This window comes from Sphingobium sp. FG58, assembly GCF_057809055.1.
In genome coordinates, this window is record NZ_JBMDJF010000010.1 from 13,367 (window position 1) to 30,882 (window position 17,516).

Sequence of the window (17,516 nt, forward strand, 5' to 3'; positions counted from 1 at the left end):
TATCCCTCAGCCCTCGACCCGCATCCGGTGCCCGGTCGGCGTATCCGCCACGACCAGCTCGACGATCGCGTCAGCAACCACTTCCGGTCCCTTGAGCGTCGCGGGATCTTCACCCGGAAAGGCGCGCGCGCGCATCGCCGTGCGGGTCGCGCCGGGATCGACGATATGGGTGCGGATGGCGGAGATATTCTTCATCTCCTCGCCATAGGCTCCGACCAGCGTCTCCAGTGCCGCCTTGGACGCGCCATAGGCACCCCAATAGGCACGGGGGGTCACGACCGATGACGTCACCGCCACCACCCGCGCATCCTTGCTCGCCCGCAGCATCCGGTCGAACGCCGCGATCAAAGCTTGCGGTGCGGCGATATTGAGCGTCAGCAACCGCGCAAATTCCTTGGCGTCGATCGCGGGCACCGCCGCCAGCGCGCCCAGCGTCGCCGCGTTCAGCACCAATATGTCCAGCGCGTCCCAGCGCCCGGCAATCGCCTGCGCCAGCCGCCCGATGCTTTCCCCGTCGATCAGGTCCAGCGGCGCGATCGTCGCATGACCGCCAGCCTTGTGGATCGCGTCCTCCACCTCTTCCAGCCCGCCCGTCGTCCGCCCGGTCAGCACGACATGCGCGCCCGCCGCCGCCAGCGCCTGCGCCGTCGCCGCGCCAATGCCACGGCTGGCCCCGGTCACGAGCGCGAGTTTACCGGAAAGAGGAAGGGGAGAAGAGGCCATTATATATCCGTTCGTGCTGAGTAGGGGCTGAGCCTGCCGAAGCCCCGTATCGAAGCATCCTTCGATACGCCACTTCGACTTCACCGAAGGTGAAGTTTACCCAGAGCGCCTGCTGCAAGCAGGCAGTCGAAGGGCTCAGTGGCTACTCAGGACGAACGGTGAGGCAGGAATGAAGGGTTCAGGCGACCCGTTCCGCCAGCAATTCCAGCTGGTCGGTGACCACCACATCATCCTGGTCGGTCAGCGTGGTGGGATAGTCGCCGGTAAAGCAGGCATCGCAATATTGCGGCCGCCCACCTTCGCGCCTGGCTTCGCCCAGCGCCTTGTACAGGCCATCGATCGAGATGAAGGACAGGCTGTCGGCATGGATGAAATCCTGCATTCCGCCCACGTCCAGCTTGTGCGCCAGCAATTTGGTGCGTTCCGGCGTGTCGACGCCATAGAAGCAGCTATGCTTGGTCGGCGGCGATGCGATCCGCATATGCACTTCGGCGGCACCGGCCTCCCGCATCATCTGCACGATCTTCAGGCTCGTCGTCCCGCGCACGATCGAATCGTCGATCAGCACGATCTTCTTGCCCTGGATCAGCGCGCGATTGGCATTATGCTTCAGCTTCACGCCCAGATGGCGGACCTTGTCGCCCGGCTGGATGAAGGTGCGGCCGATATAGTGGGACCGGATGATGCCCAGCTCGAACGGTATGCCCGATTGCTGTGCATAGCCGATCGCGGCCGGGACGCCGCTGTCAGGCACCGGAATGACATAATCCGCCTCGACCGGATTTTCGATCGCCAGCTGCGCGCCGATCGCCTTGCGGACCGAATAGACGCTGGAGCCATCGACGATCGAATCGGGACGGCTGAAATAGACATGCTCGAAAATGCAGGGGCGCGGATGCACGTCGCCAAAGGGGCGATGCGACCGGATTTCGCCCGCATTGGTCACGATCACCAGTTCGCCCGGATCGATCGAGCGGATATAGTCCGCGCCTACCACGTCGAACGCGACGGTTTCCGACGCGAACATGATGGTATCGCCCAGCTTCCCCATGACCAGTGGCCGGATGCCCAGCGGATCGCGGCAGGCGATCATGCCTTCGGGCGTCATGACGATCAGCGAATAGGCACCCTCGACCTGCTTCAACGCATCGATGAACTTGTCGAGCAGGGTGCGATAGCTGGACGTTGCGACCAGATGGATGATGACTTCGGTGTCGGACGTCGACTGGAAGATCGACCCGCGCCGAATCAGCTCCCGCCGCACCTTCATCGCGTTGGAGATATTGCCATTATGGGCAACGGCGAATCCGCCGGAGTTCAGTTCCGCGTAAAGCGGCTGGACGTTGCGCAGCGAAGTCTCGCCCGTGGTCGAATAGCGCACATGGCCGCAGGCGGAACCGCCCGGCAGGCCGCGAATCACCTCGTCCCGGTCGAAATTGCCCGCGACATGGCCCATCGCCCGGTGAGTATGGAAATCATGCCCGTCCCAGCTGGTGATGCCGGCGGCTTCCTGCCCACGATGCTGGAGCGCATGAAGGCCTAGCGCAACGATGGCAGAGGCTGTGTCAGCGCCGGAAACGCCAAAAATGCCGCATTCTTCGCGCAACTTGTCGTCGTCGAAAGGGTTGGTCGTGATCATGGGTGTGAGCGGGTCCATAGCCGATCCTGTCCGACCGCAGGGGCCGGGCTTTGGCGCGCATATAGTCACTCTCGTCCCGTTTGTCGCCCTCCTGTAACAAAAAAGCGTGCCAGGCCGTTCCTTTACCGATCCCGGTGGGGCGAAACGGCCCGAAGGGCCTTACCGTCAGAGCGAAATCAGCCAGCCAGCCGCCGCCCCGCCAGCCAATATGGCGGGCGTGACCCACGCGCCCTTGACCCGCCAGGCGACGACAAGGGCAAGGGCGAACAACGCCGCCGCGATCAGCATATTGTCCACGCGCGCAGCCGTCGCCAGCGCCAGCTGGGCGAAGGTCGCCGCGATGATTCCCACCACCGCCGCCGCCACGCCGGTCAGCAGCCGATGCAATGTCGGATTGGCGACCACCGCCTCCAGCCGCTCATAGAACAGCATCGAAAAGGCAAAAGCCGGCAGGAACATGCCCGCCGTTACAGCCAGCGCGCCCAGCGGCCCGCCCGCGACATAGCCCACAAAGGTCGCGAAGATCACCAGCGGCGCAGGCAGCACTCCTGCCAGTGCTATTCCGTCCAGAAACGCCGAATCGCTGATCCACCCGCGCCCGACCGTATCGGCACGCACATAGGGGATCGCCGTATAAGCGCCGCCAAAGGTCAGCAGTCCGCCCTTTAGCCCGGCAATGAACAGCATCGCCAGCGTCGCGGGCGCGTGGGCGACGACAGGCCCCGCCGCGCTTGTCGCCCCGACGAAATACTGCACGATCATCGCGCCCAATATCGGCGCCAGCAGCAGCAGAATCGCGACGAAGGGCCGCTCCGCCGCCGCATAGGCCAGTCCGCCGGCCAGCAGGATGATCCAGAATGGCACCGCCATCAGTGTCGCGATCAGCGCCACCACGGCTATGCCGGCCAGCAAACGATCCTCGATAATATGCTGGCCGATCCGCACCACCGCGCGCGCAATCACCGCCAGCACGACGATCTGCACGCCCAGCAGCACACCGGTCAGCCCGACATGCCCCGCGATCCAGCCGACATATAGCCAGCCCGCAATCATCATCAGCGCCAGCCCCGGCAGCATGAATCCGAGCCCTGCCAGCAATCCGCCGATGCGTCCGCGCGCCATCATCCCCAAATGGACGCACAGTTCATGCGCTTCGGGTCCAGGCAACACCTGCAAAACCGCCAGCAACCGGTTGAAGCGCGCGGGCGCGATCCAGCGTTCCTCCTCGACCAGCGCCTGGCGCACCATGGCGATCTGCGCCACCGGCCCGCCAAAAGCGAGCGCACCGAAACGCAGGAATTTCAGGAATAAGGCGATCAGGCTGATCGGCGGCGGTCGGGTGGTGTCCATCGGGTCGGTCATGAAAACGCTCCTGACGCCGCAGGCACGGCGAAGGGAACGGACTTGGACGGACCCCGTCTGACCGGGCGTCCGTGTTGGCCCGATGCGCCAAGCTATCGGCGAAGGCAGCAAGCGATGTCAATATCGTCCCGGCACCGGCCACATCCAATCTCACCTCTCCTTCCATCGGCCCGTCCATCGGCAAAAAGCCCTACTGGCCATGCTGCGCCCGCGCGGCTAAAGACGCAGCCCTGATGCATCGTTTCGCCAATCCCGCCCGCTTCCTCAAGATAGCCCGGCCGCTCACCGGCTGGCTGTTCTGGTCCGGTCTCGTCCTGCTGCTGGCGGGCTGCGCCTGCGGCCTTTTACTGACGCCCGCCGACTATCTTCAGGGGCAGACGGTGCGAATCCTCTATATCCATGTCCCCGCCGCCTGGCTGGGGATGGCAGGCTGGACCGGTATCGCTGTCTCGGCGTTGATGCAGCTTGTCTGGCGGCACCCGCTCGCCGCCGTCGCAGGCCGCGCCATCGCCGCGCCCGGTGCGCTGTTTACGGCCATCTGCCTTGCTACCGGATCGATCTGGGGCCGTCCGACCTGGGGAACATGGTGGGAATGGGACGGGCGCATGACCTCCATGCTCGTGCTGCTATTCCTCTATTTGGGCTATATCGCCCTGGCCAACGCCAGCGCGCGTCAGGGGGCAGGGCAGGGCGGGGTCAGCAATGTCACCGCCATTTTCGGCCTGGTCGGCGCGATCAACATCCCGATCATCAACCGCTCGGTCGTCTGGTGGAACAGCCTGCATCAGGGACCATCGATCACCCTGCGCGGCTCCAGCATCGACATGGCCTTGCTCTGGCCGCTGGGCCTCACGCTGCTGGGCTTTTCTCTCTGGTTCGGCGCGATCGTGCTGATGCGGATGCGGGCGATATTGGCACAGAACAAAATGGAGGCGCGGATGCAGCGCCTTGCAAGAGGATAGCCCCATGCACCAATGGACCTTCGTCATCGCCGCCTATGCGGTGACCTTGCTGGGGACAGCGGCGGTCAGCCTGATCAGCTGGCGCGCCATGCACCGCGCTGAGGCTCAGGCCGAAACGCTGACGGGGCGGCCATGAAAGCCAAGCATCAAAGGCTGATCCTCGCGCTCGTCGCGCTGGCTGCGCTGATCGGCGCAGGCCTGCTCGCCGCCTCCGCGCTCAAGGACGAAGCCGCCTATTTCTTCGCGCCTGGCGACGTCAAGGCCAAGGGCGTCGAGCCCGGCAAGGCGATCCGCCTCGGCGGCATGGTGGTCAAGGGCAGCCTGAAACGCGCGGCCGACGGCGTCACCATGTCCTTCGACGTCACCGACGGCAAAGCCACCGTCCCCGCCACCTTCAGCGGCATCGCGCCCGACCTGTTCAAGGAGGGCAGCGGCGTCGTCGCCGAAGGATCGTTCGACGCCAAAGGCACCTTCATCGCCACCAACCTGCTCGCCAAGCATGACGAACGCTACATGCCCCGCGAACTGGAAGGCATGAGCTACAACGAAACCACCCGCGAATTGCAGGTGGATAAGTGAACCATTCTCAAACCTCCGTTCGCCCTGAGCGAAGTCGAAGGGTTCGACCGACCGCAGGGAGGTCACTTCGCTACGCTCAGTGTAAGGCTTCGACTTCGCTCAGCCCGAACGGAATTTTCATCGTGGCATCCTTTTCATGATCGCTGAAACCGGCCTCGCCGCGCTCTGGCTCGCCGCGTCCCTCGCGCTGCTCCAACTTGTCCTGGCCTTCGTGGGGCTCAAGGGCAACAAGCCCGACCTGCTCGCCGCCGTCCGTCCCGCCGCCGTGGCGCAGGGCGTCCTTACCGCGATCGCCTTTGCCCTGCTCATCACCCTCTTCATGCGCTCGGACATGTCGGTGCTGCTGGTCGCGACCAACAGCCATTCGGCCAAGCCCTGGCTCTACAAATTCGCCGGGACTTGGGGCAATCATGAAGGATCGATGCTGCTGTGGGTCACGGTCATGGGCGTCGCCGGGGCTGCGGTTGCCCTGTTCGAGCGCGCGCTGCGCCGCGACACGCATATGGCGACTTTGGGCGGGCAAGCCGCGATCAGCCTGGGCTTCTATGCCTTCCTGCTCTTCTCCTCCAACCCCTTCGCCCGCATCGACCCCGCACCAGCGGATGGGCAGGGGCTTAATCCCCTGCTGCAAGACCCAGGCCTCGCCTTCCATCCGCCCACCCTCTATCTGGGCTATGTCGGCTTATCCGTCGCCTTCTCCTTCGCCATCGGCGCGCTGCTGACGCGGCAGGTCGACGCATCCTTTGCCCGTGCGATGCGGCCATGGGTGCTGGGCGCCTGGGTATTGCTGACGCTGGGCATCACGGCAGGCAGCTACTGGGCTTATTATGAGCTGGGCTGGGGCGGCTGGTGGTTCTGGGATCCGGTCGAAAACGCTTCGCTCATGCCCTGGCTGGCGGCAACCGCCTTGCTCCACAGCGTCACCGTGCTGGCCACTCGCGATGCCCTGCGCGCCTGGACGGTGATGCTGGCCGTGGTCGCCTTCTCCATGTCGATGGTCGGCACCTTCCTCGTCCGCTCCGGCATCCTGACCAGCGTCCACGCCTTTGCGGTGGACCCGACGCGCGGCAGCTTCATCCTGGGCCTGCTGGCCCTCTATATCGGCGGCGCGCTTGCCCTGTTCGGCTGGCGCATCGGCGCGGTCCGCGAAGGCGCGCCGTTCGAACTGGTCAGCCGCGAAACCATGCTGGTCATCAACAATCTCTTGCTGACCGTAATATTGGGCCTTGTCCTGATCGGCACCCTCTATCCGCTGATGACCGAAGCCTTCGGTCACAAAGTTTCGGTCGGTGCGCCCTATTTCGATCGCATCGCCGGGCCGATCGCGCTGGCACTGATGATCGCCATGGCCGCAGGCCCGCTGGTGCGCTGGCGACGCGATCAGGCGCGGGTCGTCGGCAAACGTTTGCTGATCCCGTTTGGAATCGCTTTACTATTGTCCAGCTTAGTGTCGGCTTTGGCCTGGGGCCGCATCGGCATCCTCCCATTCCTGGGCCTCGTCATCGCCGGATCGGTCGCCGTGGCCAGCCTCGCGCCCCTGTGGAAGCGCAACCTGCGCCGCACCCCGCTCTTTACCTATGGCATGGTCATCGCCCATCTGGGCTGCGCCGTCAGCTTAGGGGGCATGGCCAGCGACTCCGCCTTCACCGTCGAAAAACTGGTCGCCGCCCGTCCCGGCGACACGATCGAGACCGCAGGCTGGCAGCTCCGCTTCCTCCAGATCCAGCCACTCGCGGGCGACAACTGGACCGCGCTGCAGGCCGACATGGAAGCCCGCCGCAACGGCGCGCCCGTCACCATCCATCCCCAGTCCCGTTTCTTCGCCTCGCCCCCCACCTCGACCAGCGAAGCCGCGTTGCTCACCCGCTGGGACGGCCAGCTTTACGTCGTGCTGGGCGAAGAGGTAGAGGGTGGCCGCTGGCAGCTGCGCATCTGGTGGAAGCCCTTTGTCACCCTCATCTGGCTCGGCGGCATCATGATCGCGCTGGGCGGCGCGCTGGCGCTGCTCGGCCGCGAACGGAGGGGCTGGCTGATGAAATGGCGGGCGAGGGCAGCGGCATGAGGAAGTTGCTCATCTGGCTCCCGCTTGCCCTGTTCCTGGGCTTCATCGCCCTGTTCGCCAGCGGCCTGTTCCAGCCTGACGACCGCATCATCCACTCGCGCCTCGTCGGCCAGCCGCTCCCGGCCTTCAAGCTGCCCGCCGCCGCCAGCGACCGCCCGTCGCTCGCCAGCGCGCAACTCGCCACTGGCCAGCCACGCCTGCTCAACATTTTCGCCAGTTGGTGTGTCCCCTGCGCCGCCGAAGCGCCCCAGCTCGATGCGCTCAAGGCCGCCGGTGTCCAGATCGACGCCATCGCCATCCGCGATGCCCGGCCCGATGTCGATGCCTTCCTGAAACGCAACGGCAACCCCTATGTCCGCATCGGCCTCGACGCCCGCAGCGAAGTGCAGATCGCGCTCGGCTCTTCGGGCGTCCCGGAAACCTTCGTCATCGATGGCAAAGGCCGCATCGCCTATCAGCATATCGGCGAAATCCGCGCCGATGATGTGCCGATGATCCTCGACCGGCTGAGGGCCGCACAATGAAGCTGATCCTTCTCCTCTTCGCGTTAATCGCGACTCCGCTGGCCGCCCAGACCGCGCTCCCGCCCGCGCCCTATGCCGACCAGCAGCTCGCCGACCCGGCAATGGAGCGCAAGGCCAAGGCACTGATGGAAACCATCCGCTGCCTCACCTGCCAGAGCCAGTCGATCGCCGACAGTAACGCCAGCATGGCTGGCGACATGCGCTCGCAAATCCGCGAACGGATCATGGCGGGCGAACAGCCAGAAGCGATCCGCGCCTGGCTGATCGCGCGCTATGGCGACTGGGTCAGCTACGAACCCACCGCCGCGCCGATCCTCTGGCCGCTCTGGGCCGCGCCGCTCGTGCTGCTGGGGCTGGGCGTCCTGCTCCTGCGTGGCCGAATCAAGCGAAAGGCGCGATCATCATGACCGGCTGGTTCCTTGCCTTTGGCCTGGCTGCCCTGGCCTTCCTCGCCATGCTGCTCATCGGCCGCATCCCCCGATCGGCGCGCGAAATCAGCGCCGCGGCGCTGCTGCTCGGTCTGGCGGGCTATGCCTGGCAGGGCAATCCGGGGCTGGCTGGCGCGCCGCGTGCCGTCAAACAGGTGAACGAGCCGTTCGACGAGAATCTGGCCGCACAACGGCGCGGCCTTGCCGAACGCTATGGTCCCGCCGGGCAATGGCTGGTCATGTCCGATGGCCTGGGGCGGCAGGGCAAGACCAAGGAGTCGGCCAATATCCTGCTGGCGGGCCTGCGTCAGACGCCCAACGACGCCAATCTCTGGCTGGGCCTTGGCAATGCTCTGGTCTCCCATGCCGATGGCGTGGTGTCGCCAGGAGCGGACTTTGCCTATCGCCGCGCACTCACCCTCGATCCCGATGGACCCGCGCCACGCTATTTTTACGGCCTTGCCCTTGCCCGCAATGGCCAGTTGCAGGCCGCGCGTGACCTTTGGGCGCCACTTGCCGCCGCTACGCCGCCGGGCAGTGCGATCAGGACGGAACTGGAAGCCAATATCGCGCGTATCGATTCGCTGCTGGCCGGGAATGGTCCCGTCAGTCCATGACCGGCCTTCAGGCCGCATTGCGCGGTTCTGGGAGCCGTGATAGGGCGCGGCGGTTTGCGGGGTGGCGGGATGTTCCGTGATCGCCCTTGAACGGGTGTCGAACAGAGCATGATAATTCGGCTTTTCCTTCGTGGCTGATCTCCTTCCCAACACCGCACCATCGTCCTCCACGGACGATCATGATGGCGGCCATGGCCATTCGCGGCAGAAAGCAACGATCAAACTGGTCGTCGGCGCGATCGGCATCGTGTTCGGCGACATCGGCACCAGCCCGCTCTACGCCTTCCGCGAAACCTTCGCCGGGCATCACCCGCTCACGCTGGACCCGGACCATATATTGGGCGTCATCAGCCTGATGTTCTGGTCGATGATGCTGGTCGTGACGCTGAAATATGTCAGCATCATCATGCGCGCCGATAATAAGGGCGAAGGCGGTAGCCTGGCCCTGCTGGCGCTGATCAACGGCCAGACCAAGACGCAGCGCTGGTCGCGCGGCATCGTGCTGCTGGGCGTGTTCGCCACCGCGCTTTTCTACGGCGACTCGATGATTACCCCGGCGGTGTCGGTGCTGTCGGCGGTGGAGGGGCTTGCGGTCTATAATCCCGCATTGGCACCCGCGATTCTGCCTGTGGTCATCGTGATTCTGCTCGGCCTGTTCTGGATACAGGGTCTTGGCACCAACAAGGTCGCGACCCTGTTCGGTCCGATCATGCTGCTCTATTTCGTCACGATCGCGGGCCTTGGCATCCTCTCCATCGTCAAGACGCCGGGAATCCTCTTCGCCTTCAACCCCTATTGGGCCGTGATGTTCTTCGTCACCGACCCCTTGCCCGCCTTTCTGGCGCTGGGGTCGGTCGTGCTGGCGGTCACCGGGGCGGAAGCGCTCTACGCCGATATGGGCCATTTCGGCCGCAACCCGATCCGGGTCTCCTGGCTGGCCTTCGTCCTGCCCGCGCTGATGCTCAACTATATGGGGCAGGGCGCACTGCTGTTTCGCGAAGGGGCTGCCGCGCTGCACAGCCCCTTCTACAATCTCGCGCCGCAATGGGGCCAATTGCCGCTGATCATGCTGGCCACCATGGCGGCGATCATCGCATCACAAGCCGTCATCTCCGGCGCTTTCTCCGTGACGCAGCAGGCGATCCAGCTGGGCTTCATGCCCCGCCTGCGCATCGCCCATACCAGCGCCGCGACCGCAGGCCAGATCTACATTCCCCTGATCAACTGGGGTCTGATGGTTATGGTCATCCTGCTGGTGCTGACCTTCAAGACATCGTCCAACCTCACCGCAGCTTACGGCATCGCGGTCACCGGCGCGATGTTCATCGACAATGTGCTGCTGACGGTGGTGTTGTATCGTCTGTGGAAATGGAAATGGTATTATGCCGCGCCGGTGCTGGGGATATTCTATCTGGTCGATGGCGCCTATCTCGCCGCGAACCTGACCAAAGTGCCGGACGGCGGCTGGTTCCCGCTGCTGATCGGCTTCGTCATCTTCACCCTGCTGACCACCTGGTCGCGCGGTCGGCGTCTGGTGCAGGATCGTCTGCGCGAAGCGGCTATGCCGATCCCGGTATTCGTCGCCTCCGCCGCCAATAGCGCAGTGCGCGTTCCCGGCACGGCGGTGTTCATGACGTCTACGCCCGACGGCGTTCCCCACGCGCTGCTCCACAACCTGAAACATAACAAGGTGCTGCACGAACGAGTGATCCTGCTGACCGTCAAGATCAGGGATGTGCCGGTGGTCGAGGATGACGGGCGCTGCAAGCTGGAGGATCTGGGCCGGGGCTTCTTCCGCATGGTGCTGCAATTTGGCTTCATGCAGGAACCCGACGTTCCCGCCGCGCTCAAAAATGTCGCTGGCTGTGGTCAGGCGTTCAAGATGATGGACACCAGCTTCTTCCTGGCGCGCCAGACGCTGCTGCCCTCGGCCAAGCCGGGTATGCCGCTGTGGCGGGAAAAAATCTTCGCCTGGATGCTGCGCAACGCGGAAAGCGCGATGGAATTTTTCCGCCTGCCTACAAACCGCGTGGTCGAACTGGGCAGCCAGGTCGAGATATAAAAAGGGCGCAGCCTTTGGCAGGCTGCGCCCCGACTTGCCTATCAGGCCGCGTCACGATCCTTGGCGGTGATCTCCACAAGCTGACCGCCATTGATGGCAATCTTCTTGGGCTTCATCGCTTCAGGCACCTCGCGCAGCAGGTCGATCACCAGCAGCCCATCGGCCAGGTCGGCCTTTTCCACCCGCACGAAATCGGCCAACTCGAACCGCCGCTCGAAGCTGCGGTTGGCGATGCCGACATGCAGATATTTGGACCGGTCGGCTGGCGACCCTTCATCCTTGCGACCGATCACCTGGAGCAGATTCTGCTGAGCGGTGATGTCGATCTCGTCAGGACGAAAGCCTGCCACGGCCAGCGTCACGCGATAGCGATCTTCCGAGAGCCGTTCGATGTTGAAGGGCGGATAATTGTCGCCCTGGCTCAAGCGTGCGTTGTTTTCGATCAGGTCGAACAGGCGATCGAACCCAACGGTCGAGCGGCGATAGGGGGTCAGGTCAAAGTTACGCATCGTCATAATCTCCCAAAGAGCAAAATGAACCTGCCGAACCCGAAACCGGCGTCCGGCAATACTGCGTCCAGCCCCATATGGCGGCCGGACACGCTTGATATGGTTCGGGCTTTTTGGGTTTCAAGAGGATTTATGCGTGCCAAACTCGGCACGGAGGGGCAAGGGGGTGGACAGTTTGTCCTATCGCCAGGGCGCGATAAAAAGTGCAGACAAAAAAGCGCCCGGACCGTGGTTTCACGATCCGGGCGCTTAATGGACGATTGCTCGTCTCCCCCTTGGCCTGCCTCAACCGCTTCTCAGCCCCCTAAGCTCGAAGCGGGATGCAGTATCCCTGAACCACGGCCTTTTACCTGTGCTTCGAGTGTCTTGCTATGACTGCTGCGGGGCGGAGTCACGGGCAAAATCGGGCGCGTGTGATTTTGCGCCGATGCCTGTGGCCACGATGCAACAATTTGGCAATGCTTGCCGTTCAGGGACGCTATGCCTAGACGATCAGCCTGTCCCTTCATAAAGGCCGCCCGCGCCACATGATTCTATCCCGCTACGAACGCATGATCGCCAAACGCTACCTGTTGCCGGGCAAGGGGGAGGGGTTCATCTTCCTCGTCGCCGGGATCAGCCTGGCAGCCGTCATGCTGGGTGTCGCTGCGCTCATCATCGTCATGAGCGTCATGAACGGCTTTCGCGCCGAACTGTTCGACAAGATTGTCGGCCTCAACGGCCATGCCGTGGTCCAGGGCTATGGCGGGCGGTTGCCCGACTGGAAATCGGTTCTGGCAGAGGCCAAAGCGACACCGGGCGTCACCAGCGCGACGCCGATGATCGAACAACCCTTGCTCGCCACCTTTAACGGTCGGGCCGAAGCCGTGCTGGTGCGCGGCATGACCGTGCCGGACATCCGCACCAACAAGACGCTCAAGGGCAAGGTGATCGCCGGCAGTCTGGACAATCTGACCGCCAATAGCGGCAAGATCGGCATCGGATCACGCCTGGCCGAAAATATGGGTATCCAGTTGGGCGACAGCCTGACCGTCATCAATCCCGCAGGCCGCTCCACCCCCTTCGGCACGGTGCCGCGTCAGGTCGCCTATCAGGTCGCCGCCATTTTCGAGGTCGGCATCTATGATTATGACAAGGCGTTCGTCGTCATGCCGATGGAGGACGCCCAGACGCTGCTCCTGCTCGGCGATGTCGTCGGCATGATCGAGGTCGAGACGGTTGATGCGGACAAGGTCGGTCAGATATTGGAGCCGCTTGCAGGCAAGGTCGCGGGCCGCGCCGTCATCACCGACTGGCGACAGATGAATGCCTCCCTGTTCGAAGCGCTGGCGGTCGAGCGGGTGGCGATGTTCGTGGTGCTGTCGATCATCGTGCTGGTCGCGGTGTTCAACATCCTCTCCTCGCTCATCATGCTGGTGCGCGCCAAGACGCGCGACATTGCGATCCTGCGGACGATGGGGGCCAGCCGCGCCGGGCTGGTGCGGATTTTCATGACCGTGGGCGTCACCATCGGCACGCTGGGCATGGTCGCGGGGCTGATCCTCGGCTTCACCTTCCTCTTCTTCCGCCAGAATGTGGTCAACGCGATCCAGTTCGTGACGGGGCAAAATCTGTGGGATCCCTCGATCCGTTTCCTGACCGAATTGCCATCGCAGGCCGATCCGGTGGAGATCGCCACCATCTGCATCATGGCGCTGCTGTTCAGCTTCCTGGCCACGCTCTATCCGGCCTTCAAGGCCGCCAATACCGATCCGGTGCAGGTTCTCCGCTATGAATGATATTCTCAAGGTCACGGGCCTGACCCGCAGCTTCACCCAGGGCGGTGAGACGATCCATGTCCTGCGCGGTGTCGATCTGACTGTGGGGCAGGGGGAGATTGTCGCGCTGCTGGGACCGTCAGGCTCCGGCAAATCTACTCTGCTCCAGGCGGTTGGTTTGTTGGAGGGTGGCTTTGACGGTTCGATCCGCATCGATGGCGAGGAAGCGGCAAAACTTGATAATGACGGCCGCACCCGCTTGCGTCGCGACGCCATGGGCTTTGTCTATCAGTTCCATCATCTGCTGCCCGATTTCAACGCGACCGAAAATGTCATCCTGCCGCAGGTGATCCGCGATACGGACATGGCGGTCGCACGCACCCGCGCGGAATCGCTGCTGACCTCGCTTGGCCTTGGCCATCGCCTCGACCATCGCCCCAGCCAGTTGTCTGGCGGCGAACAACAGCGCGTCGCTGTCGCCCGCGCCCTTGCCAACCGGCCTGCTTTGGTGCTGGCGGACGAACCGACCGGCAATCTGGACGAGCGCACCGCCGACGTCGTGCTGGCCGAATTTCTACGGCTGGTGCGAGAGGAAGGATCGGCGGCACTGGTCGCCACCCATAATGAACGGCTTGCGGCCAAGATGGACCGGGTGGTCCGGCTGCATGAGGGCGTTTTGGAATAGCCCTCCAATCTTACCCACAGACTTTTCTCCAGCAGGGCTGGTCACGAACCACGCCTTCTGGATAGTATGTCCTATGCCCCACGCCGCTTTCGTTCCGCTCCGCATTTTCTCCTCCTACACCATGCTGGAAGGGGCGATCGATCCCAAGAAGATCGCCAAGCAGGCCAAGGCGCTGGGCTTCCCCGCCGCCGCGATCACCGACCGCAATGGCCTCTACGGCTCGATGGCTTTCTCCGACGCCTGCAAGAGCGAAGGCGTCCAGCCGCTGATCGGCGCGATGCTGGGCATATTGCGCCCCGGCCGCCCGGCCAATGCCGCCCCGGTCCATGACTGGCTCGCGCTCTATGCGCAGGACGCGACGGGCTATGACAATCTGTGCGCCCTGGTGTCGATGGCGCATCTCGACCGGCCATTGGAAGAAGTGCCGCATGTCGGGCTGGACGTGCTGGAAGGGCGCACTGACGGGCTGATCGCGCTGACCGCAGGCGGCGAGGGCGCACTGGCGCGGCTGTTCGCCGAGGACCAGCCCGACGCGGCGCTGGACTATGCGGAGCGGTTGGAAGCGCTGTTCCCCGACCGGCTCTATATAGAAATCTGCCGTCGGCTCGATCCGGTCGAGGGGAAGGCGGAGCCGGAGTTGCTGGAGCTGGCTTATGCCCGCAACCTGCCCTTGGTCGCGACCAACCCAACCTGCTTTACCGAGCCGCATTTCCATGCCGCGCATGACGTCATGCTCTGCATCGCCGACAGCGCTTATGTCGATATGCCCGACCGGCGCACCAGCTCGCCCGACGCCTGGATGAAACCGGCAGCGGAAATGCGGCGCCTGTTCGACGATTTGCCCGAAGCATTGGCCAACACACTGGTCGTCGCCCAGCGCTGCGCGGTTGCAGCCCCCAAACGCAAGCCGATCCTGCCGAGCCTGGCCGGCGATGTCGAGGGCGAAGCGCGGATGCTGCGCGATCTCGCCAGTGCGGGTCTCGACGCGCGACTGGCGAAGCTGGGGATCATCGATGAGGCAGCCCGCCAGCCCTATCTCGACCGGCTGAAGTTTGAGACCGACATCATCATCCAGATGGGCTTTCCCGGCTACTTCCTGATCGTTGCCGACTTCATCAAATGGGCCAAGGATCATGATATTCCGGTGGGTCCGGGCCGTGGCTCCGGTGCAGGCTCGGTCGTCGCGTGGGCGCTGCTGATCACCGATCTTGATCCGCTGCAACTGGGCCTGCTGTTCGAGCGCTTCCTGAACCCGGAACGTGTGTCGATGCCCGACTTCGACATCGACTTTTGCGAAACGCGGCGTGGTGAGGTGATCCGCTACGTCCAGCAAAAATATGGCGTAGATCATGTCGCGCAGATCATCACCTTCGGAAAGCTGAAAGCCCGCGCGGTCCTCAAGGATACCGGCCGCGTCCTCCAGATGAGCTATGGCCAGGTCGATCGCCTCGCCAAGCTGGTCCCCAATCACCCGACCGATCCCTGGACGCTGGAGCGGTCGCTGAACGGCGTGGCGGAGTTTCGGGCGGAATATGACAATGACGCGCAGGTCAAACGGCTGATCGACTATGCGATGAAGCTGGAGGGCTTTCCGCGCCACAGCTCCACCCATGCCGCAGGCGTGGTGATCGGCGACCGCCCGTTGCAGCAGCTGGTGCCGCTCTATCGCGATCCGCGATCCGACATGCCGGTGACGCAATTCGACATGAAATATGTCGAGGGGGCGGGCCTTGTGAAGTTCGACTTTCTGGGCCTCAAAACCCTGTCTGTGCTGCAAAAGGCGGTGCAATTGCTGGCGGCGCGGGGCGTGACGGTCGAGTTGGATACGCTCAGCTGGGACGATAGCGCCGTCTATGACCTGCTCCAGCGTGGCGATACGGTGGGCGTGTTCCAGCTGGAATCCGAAGGGATGCGCAAGACGCTGGCCGCCGTCCGCCCAACCAATTTCGGCGACATCATTGCGCTGGTCTCGCTCTATCGTCCCGGCCCGATGGACAATATCCCGATGTTCGGGCGCCGCAAGAACGGGCAGGAGGAGATTGAATATCCCCATATCCTGCTGAAACCGATCCTTGAAGAGACATACGGCATCTTCGTCTATCAGGAACAGGTGATGCAGGCCGCGCAGATATTGGCCGGTTACAGCCTTGGAGACGCCGACCTGTTGCGCCGCGCGATGGGCAAGAAGGTGAAGGCGGAGATGGACGCGCAGCGTTCGCGTTTCGTCGAGGGGTGCGCGGCCAGCGACATCAAGCCCGCCAAGGCGAACGAATTGTTCGACTTGATCGACAAGTTCGCGGGCTATGGCTTCAACAAGTCGCACGCGGCGGCTTATGCCTTGCTCGCATACCAGACGGCGTGGTTGAAGGCGCATTATCCGGCGGAATTCTACGCCGGGTCGATGGCCTTCGATATCCATCTGACCGACAAGCTGACCATATTTGTCGACGATATGCGCCGCATGGGGCTGACCTGTCTGCCACCCGACATCAACCGTAGTCAGGCGGACTTTTCGGTCGAGCCGATCGCGCATGAGGGCGATGATCCACGTCTGGGCTATGCGGTGCGCTATGCGCTGGGCGGTCTGAAAGGCGTGGGTGAGAAGGCGATGGACCAGCTGGTCGCCGAACGCGACGCTGGTGGACCGTTCAAGAGCCTGGACGATATAGCCGACCGGATCGAACCGCGCCTGCTCAACCGGCGACAGCTGGAGAGTCTGGCGGCGTCGGGTGCGTTTGATGCGATCCATGCCGACCGGGCGGGCGTTCACGCAGCGGCGGAAACGATATTGAGCGTCGCGTCGAGCGCGGCGCAGGCGCGGGAAAGCGGGCAGGGCGGGCTGTTCGGCGATGTTGAGACGCCCCATGCGGATGTCCGCATCCCACCGCATCAGGCATGGTCGGTGGCGGACCGGATGGCGCAGGAGAAGGAGGCATTCGGCTTCTATTTCTCCGCCCACCCGGTCGATCGCTATCGCCATTTGGCCGATGCACGGGGGGCCAAAAGCTATGGTGCGATCTGCGTCGAACCCCTGACCGGGGAGGCGCGCGCCACCGGCGTCATGGCGGCGATGGTTGAGGATGTGCGCTGGCGCGAGACCAAGCGCGGGGCGCGCTATGCCAATGCCACCTTCTCCGACAGTAGCGGCCAGTTTCAGGCGAGCTGCTTCGAGGAGGACGCCTGCAAGGCGATCGAGGAACTGGCGCGCGATGGCGATTGTGCGCTGCTTTATGTCGAACTGGACAGGTTGCCGGGCGAGGAAACCCCGCGCGTGACCGTGCGCAAGATCGAACCGTTCAAGCTGATCGCCAGCGCTTCGCGGATGGAGCTTGTGGTCGATACAACTGATCCGGCAGCGGTCGAGGCACTGGCTGCATTGATGGCGCAGAGCCGGGGCGGACGGAGCGAATTATTCCTGCGCACGCCCGCTGCGAACGGTCAGGCGGTGCGGCTGTTCCTGGGCGATGATTTCCTGCTGGGCGCGGATCAGGTCGATGCCATGTCGGTAATTCCCAACCTGACCATCCACCGGTTCGAGCGGATGGAGGCGACGCAGGATGGCTATCGCACCCGTAACCGGCGGGCTGGGATGCGGCTGGTCGGCTGA

15 protein-coding genes are annotated in these 17,516 nt (G+C 63.8%); 11 read left to right on the forward strand and 4 right to left on the reverse strand.

Going from position 1 to position 17,516, the window contains the following annotated elements; genetic code table 11:
• Nucleotides 1-6 precede the first annotated feature (6 nt).
• The 3 genes from ACODR8_RS13285 to chrA form a co-directional block, all read right to left on the reverse strand.
• The gene (locus ACODR8_RS13285; protein WP_489007688.1) at nucleotides 7-723 is read right to left on the reverse strand and encodes an SDR family NAD(P)-dependent oxidoreductase; all 717 of its coding nucleotides are present in this window, start codon (nucleotides 721-723) and stop codon (nucleotides 7-9) included.
• Between the two features lie 178 nt (nucleotides 724-901).
• Nucleotides 902-2,380 carry an amidophosphoribosyltransferase gene (gene purF / locus ACODR8_RS13290; protein ID WP_489007689.1) on the reverse strand — a complete coding sequence of 493 codons (1,479 nt, stop codon included), beginning with the start codon at nucleotides 2,378-2,380 and terminating at the stop codon, nucleotides 902-904.
• A 147-nt stretch (nucleotides 2,381-2,527) separates the two neighbouring features.
• Nucleotides 2,528-3,724 carry a chromate efflux transporter gene (gene chrA, locus ACODR8_RS13295; protein ID WP_489007690.1) on the reverse strand — a complete coding sequence of 399 codons (1,197 nt, stop codon included), beginning with the start codon at nucleotides 3,722-3,724 and terminating at the stop codon, nucleotides 2,528-2,530.
• A gap of 233 nt (nucleotides 3,725-3,957) precedes the next feature.
• Here chrA and ccmC point away from each other — a divergent pair, with 233 nt between their 5' ends.
• The 8 genes from ccmC (at nucleotide 3,958) to ACODR8_RS13335 (ending at nucleotide 10,958) form a co-directional block, all read left to right on the forward strand.
• The gene (gene ccmC / locus ACODR8_RS13300) at nucleotides 3,958-4,686 is read left to right on the forward strand and encodes a heme ABC transporter permease CcmC (RefSeq protein WP_489007691.1); all 729 of its coding nucleotides are present in this window, start codon (nucleotides 3,958-3,960) and stop codon (nucleotides 4,684-4,686) included.
• A 4-nt stretch (nucleotides 4,687-4,690) separates the two neighbouring features.
• Entirely contained in the window at nucleotides 4,691-4,822 is a 132-nt protein-coding gene (locus tag ACODR8_RS13305) for a hypothetical protein (RefSeq protein ID WP_489007692.1), read from the forward strand.
• Nucleotides 4,819-5,265, forward strand: coding sequence for a cytochrome c maturation protein CcmE (gene ccmE, locus ACODR8_RS13310; RefSeq protein WP_489007693.1), 447 nt, complete (start codon nucleotides 4,819-4,821; stop codon nucleotides 5,263-5,265). The genes ACODR8_RS13305 and ccmE overlap by 4 nt, the downstream gene beginning before the upstream one ends.
• Nucleotides 5,266-5,401: 136 nt before the next feature.
• A complete protein-coding gene (locus ACODR8_RS13315) occupies nucleotides 5,402-7,327 on the forward strand; it encodes a heme lyase CcmF/NrfE family subunit (RefSeq protein WP_489007694.1) in 1,926 nt (641 codons plus the stop codon).
• The gene (locus ACODR8_RS13320; RefSeq protein WP_489007695.1) at nucleotides 7,324-7,851 is read left to right on the forward strand and encodes a redoxin family protein; all 528 of its coding nucleotides are present in this window, start codon (nucleotides 7,324-7,326) and stop codon (nucleotides 7,849-7,851) included. Before ACODR8_RS13315 ends, ACODR8_RS13320 begins: the two co-directional genes overlap by 4 nt.
• Nucleotides 7,848-8,258 (forward strand): cytochrome c-type biogenesis protein, encoded by a 411-nt coding sequence (locus ACODR8_RS13325; protein WP_489007696.1) that lies wholly within the window; start codon nucleotides 7,848-7,850, stop codon nucleotides 8,256-8,258. The genes ACODR8_RS13320 and ACODR8_RS13325 overlap by 4 nt, the downstream gene beginning before the upstream one ends.
• On the forward strand, nucleotides 8,255-8,896 hold the full coding sequence (locus ACODR8_RS13330; RefSeq protein ID WP_489007697.1) for a tetratricopeptide repeat protein: 642 nt from the start codon (nucleotides 8,255-8,257) through the stop codon (nucleotides 8,894-8,896). Before ACODR8_RS13325 ends, ACODR8_RS13330 begins: the two co-directional genes overlap by 4 nt.
• A 130-nt stretch (nucleotides 8,897-9,026) precedes the next feature.
• Nucleotides 9,027-10,958, forward strand: a complete 1,932-nt coding sequence (locus tag ACODR8_RS13335) for a potassium transporter Kup (RefSeq protein WP_489007698.1) — start codon at nucleotides 9,027-9,029, stop codon at nucleotides 10,956-10,958.
• A gap of 41 nt (nucleotides 10,959-10,999) precedes the next feature.
• Here ACODR8_RS13335 and ACODR8_RS13340 read toward each other — a convergent pair whose 3' ends face one another.
• Nucleotides 11,000-11,473 carry an Hsp20 family protein gene (locus tag ACODR8_RS13340; RefSeq protein ID WP_182913916.1) on the reverse strand — a complete coding sequence of 158 codons (474 nt, stop codon included), beginning with the start codon at nucleotides 11,471-11,473 and terminating at the stop codon, nucleotides 11,000-11,002.
• A gap of 521 nt (nucleotides 11,474-11,994) precedes the next feature.
• Between ACODR8_RS13340 and ACODR8_RS13345 the strand changes: the two genes are divergently transcribed.
• From ACODR8_RS13345 to dnaE, 3 genes are all read left to right on the forward strand, one after another.
• On the forward strand, nucleotides 11,995-13,245 hold the full coding sequence (locus tag ACODR8_RS13345; protein WP_119745916.1) for a lipoprotein-releasing ABC transporter permease subunit: 1,251 nt from the start codon (nucleotides 11,995-11,997) through the stop codon (nucleotides 13,243-13,245).
• Complete coding sequence (locus ACODR8_RS13350; RefSeq protein WP_119745914.1) at nucleotides 13,238-13,909, forward strand: ABC transporter ATP-binding protein; 672 nt, start codon at nucleotides 13,238-13,240, stop codon at nucleotides 13,907-13,909. Before ACODR8_RS13345 ends, ACODR8_RS13350 begins: the two co-directional genes overlap by 8 nt.
• Nucleotides 13,910-13,982: 73 nt before the next feature.
• The gene (dnaE, locus tag ACODR8_RS13355) at nucleotides 13,983-17,516 is read left to right on the forward strand and encodes a DNA polymerase III subunit alpha (RefSeq protein ID WP_489007699.1); all 3,534 of its coding nucleotides are present in this window, start codon (nucleotides 13,983-13,985) and stop codon (nucleotides 17,514-17,516) included.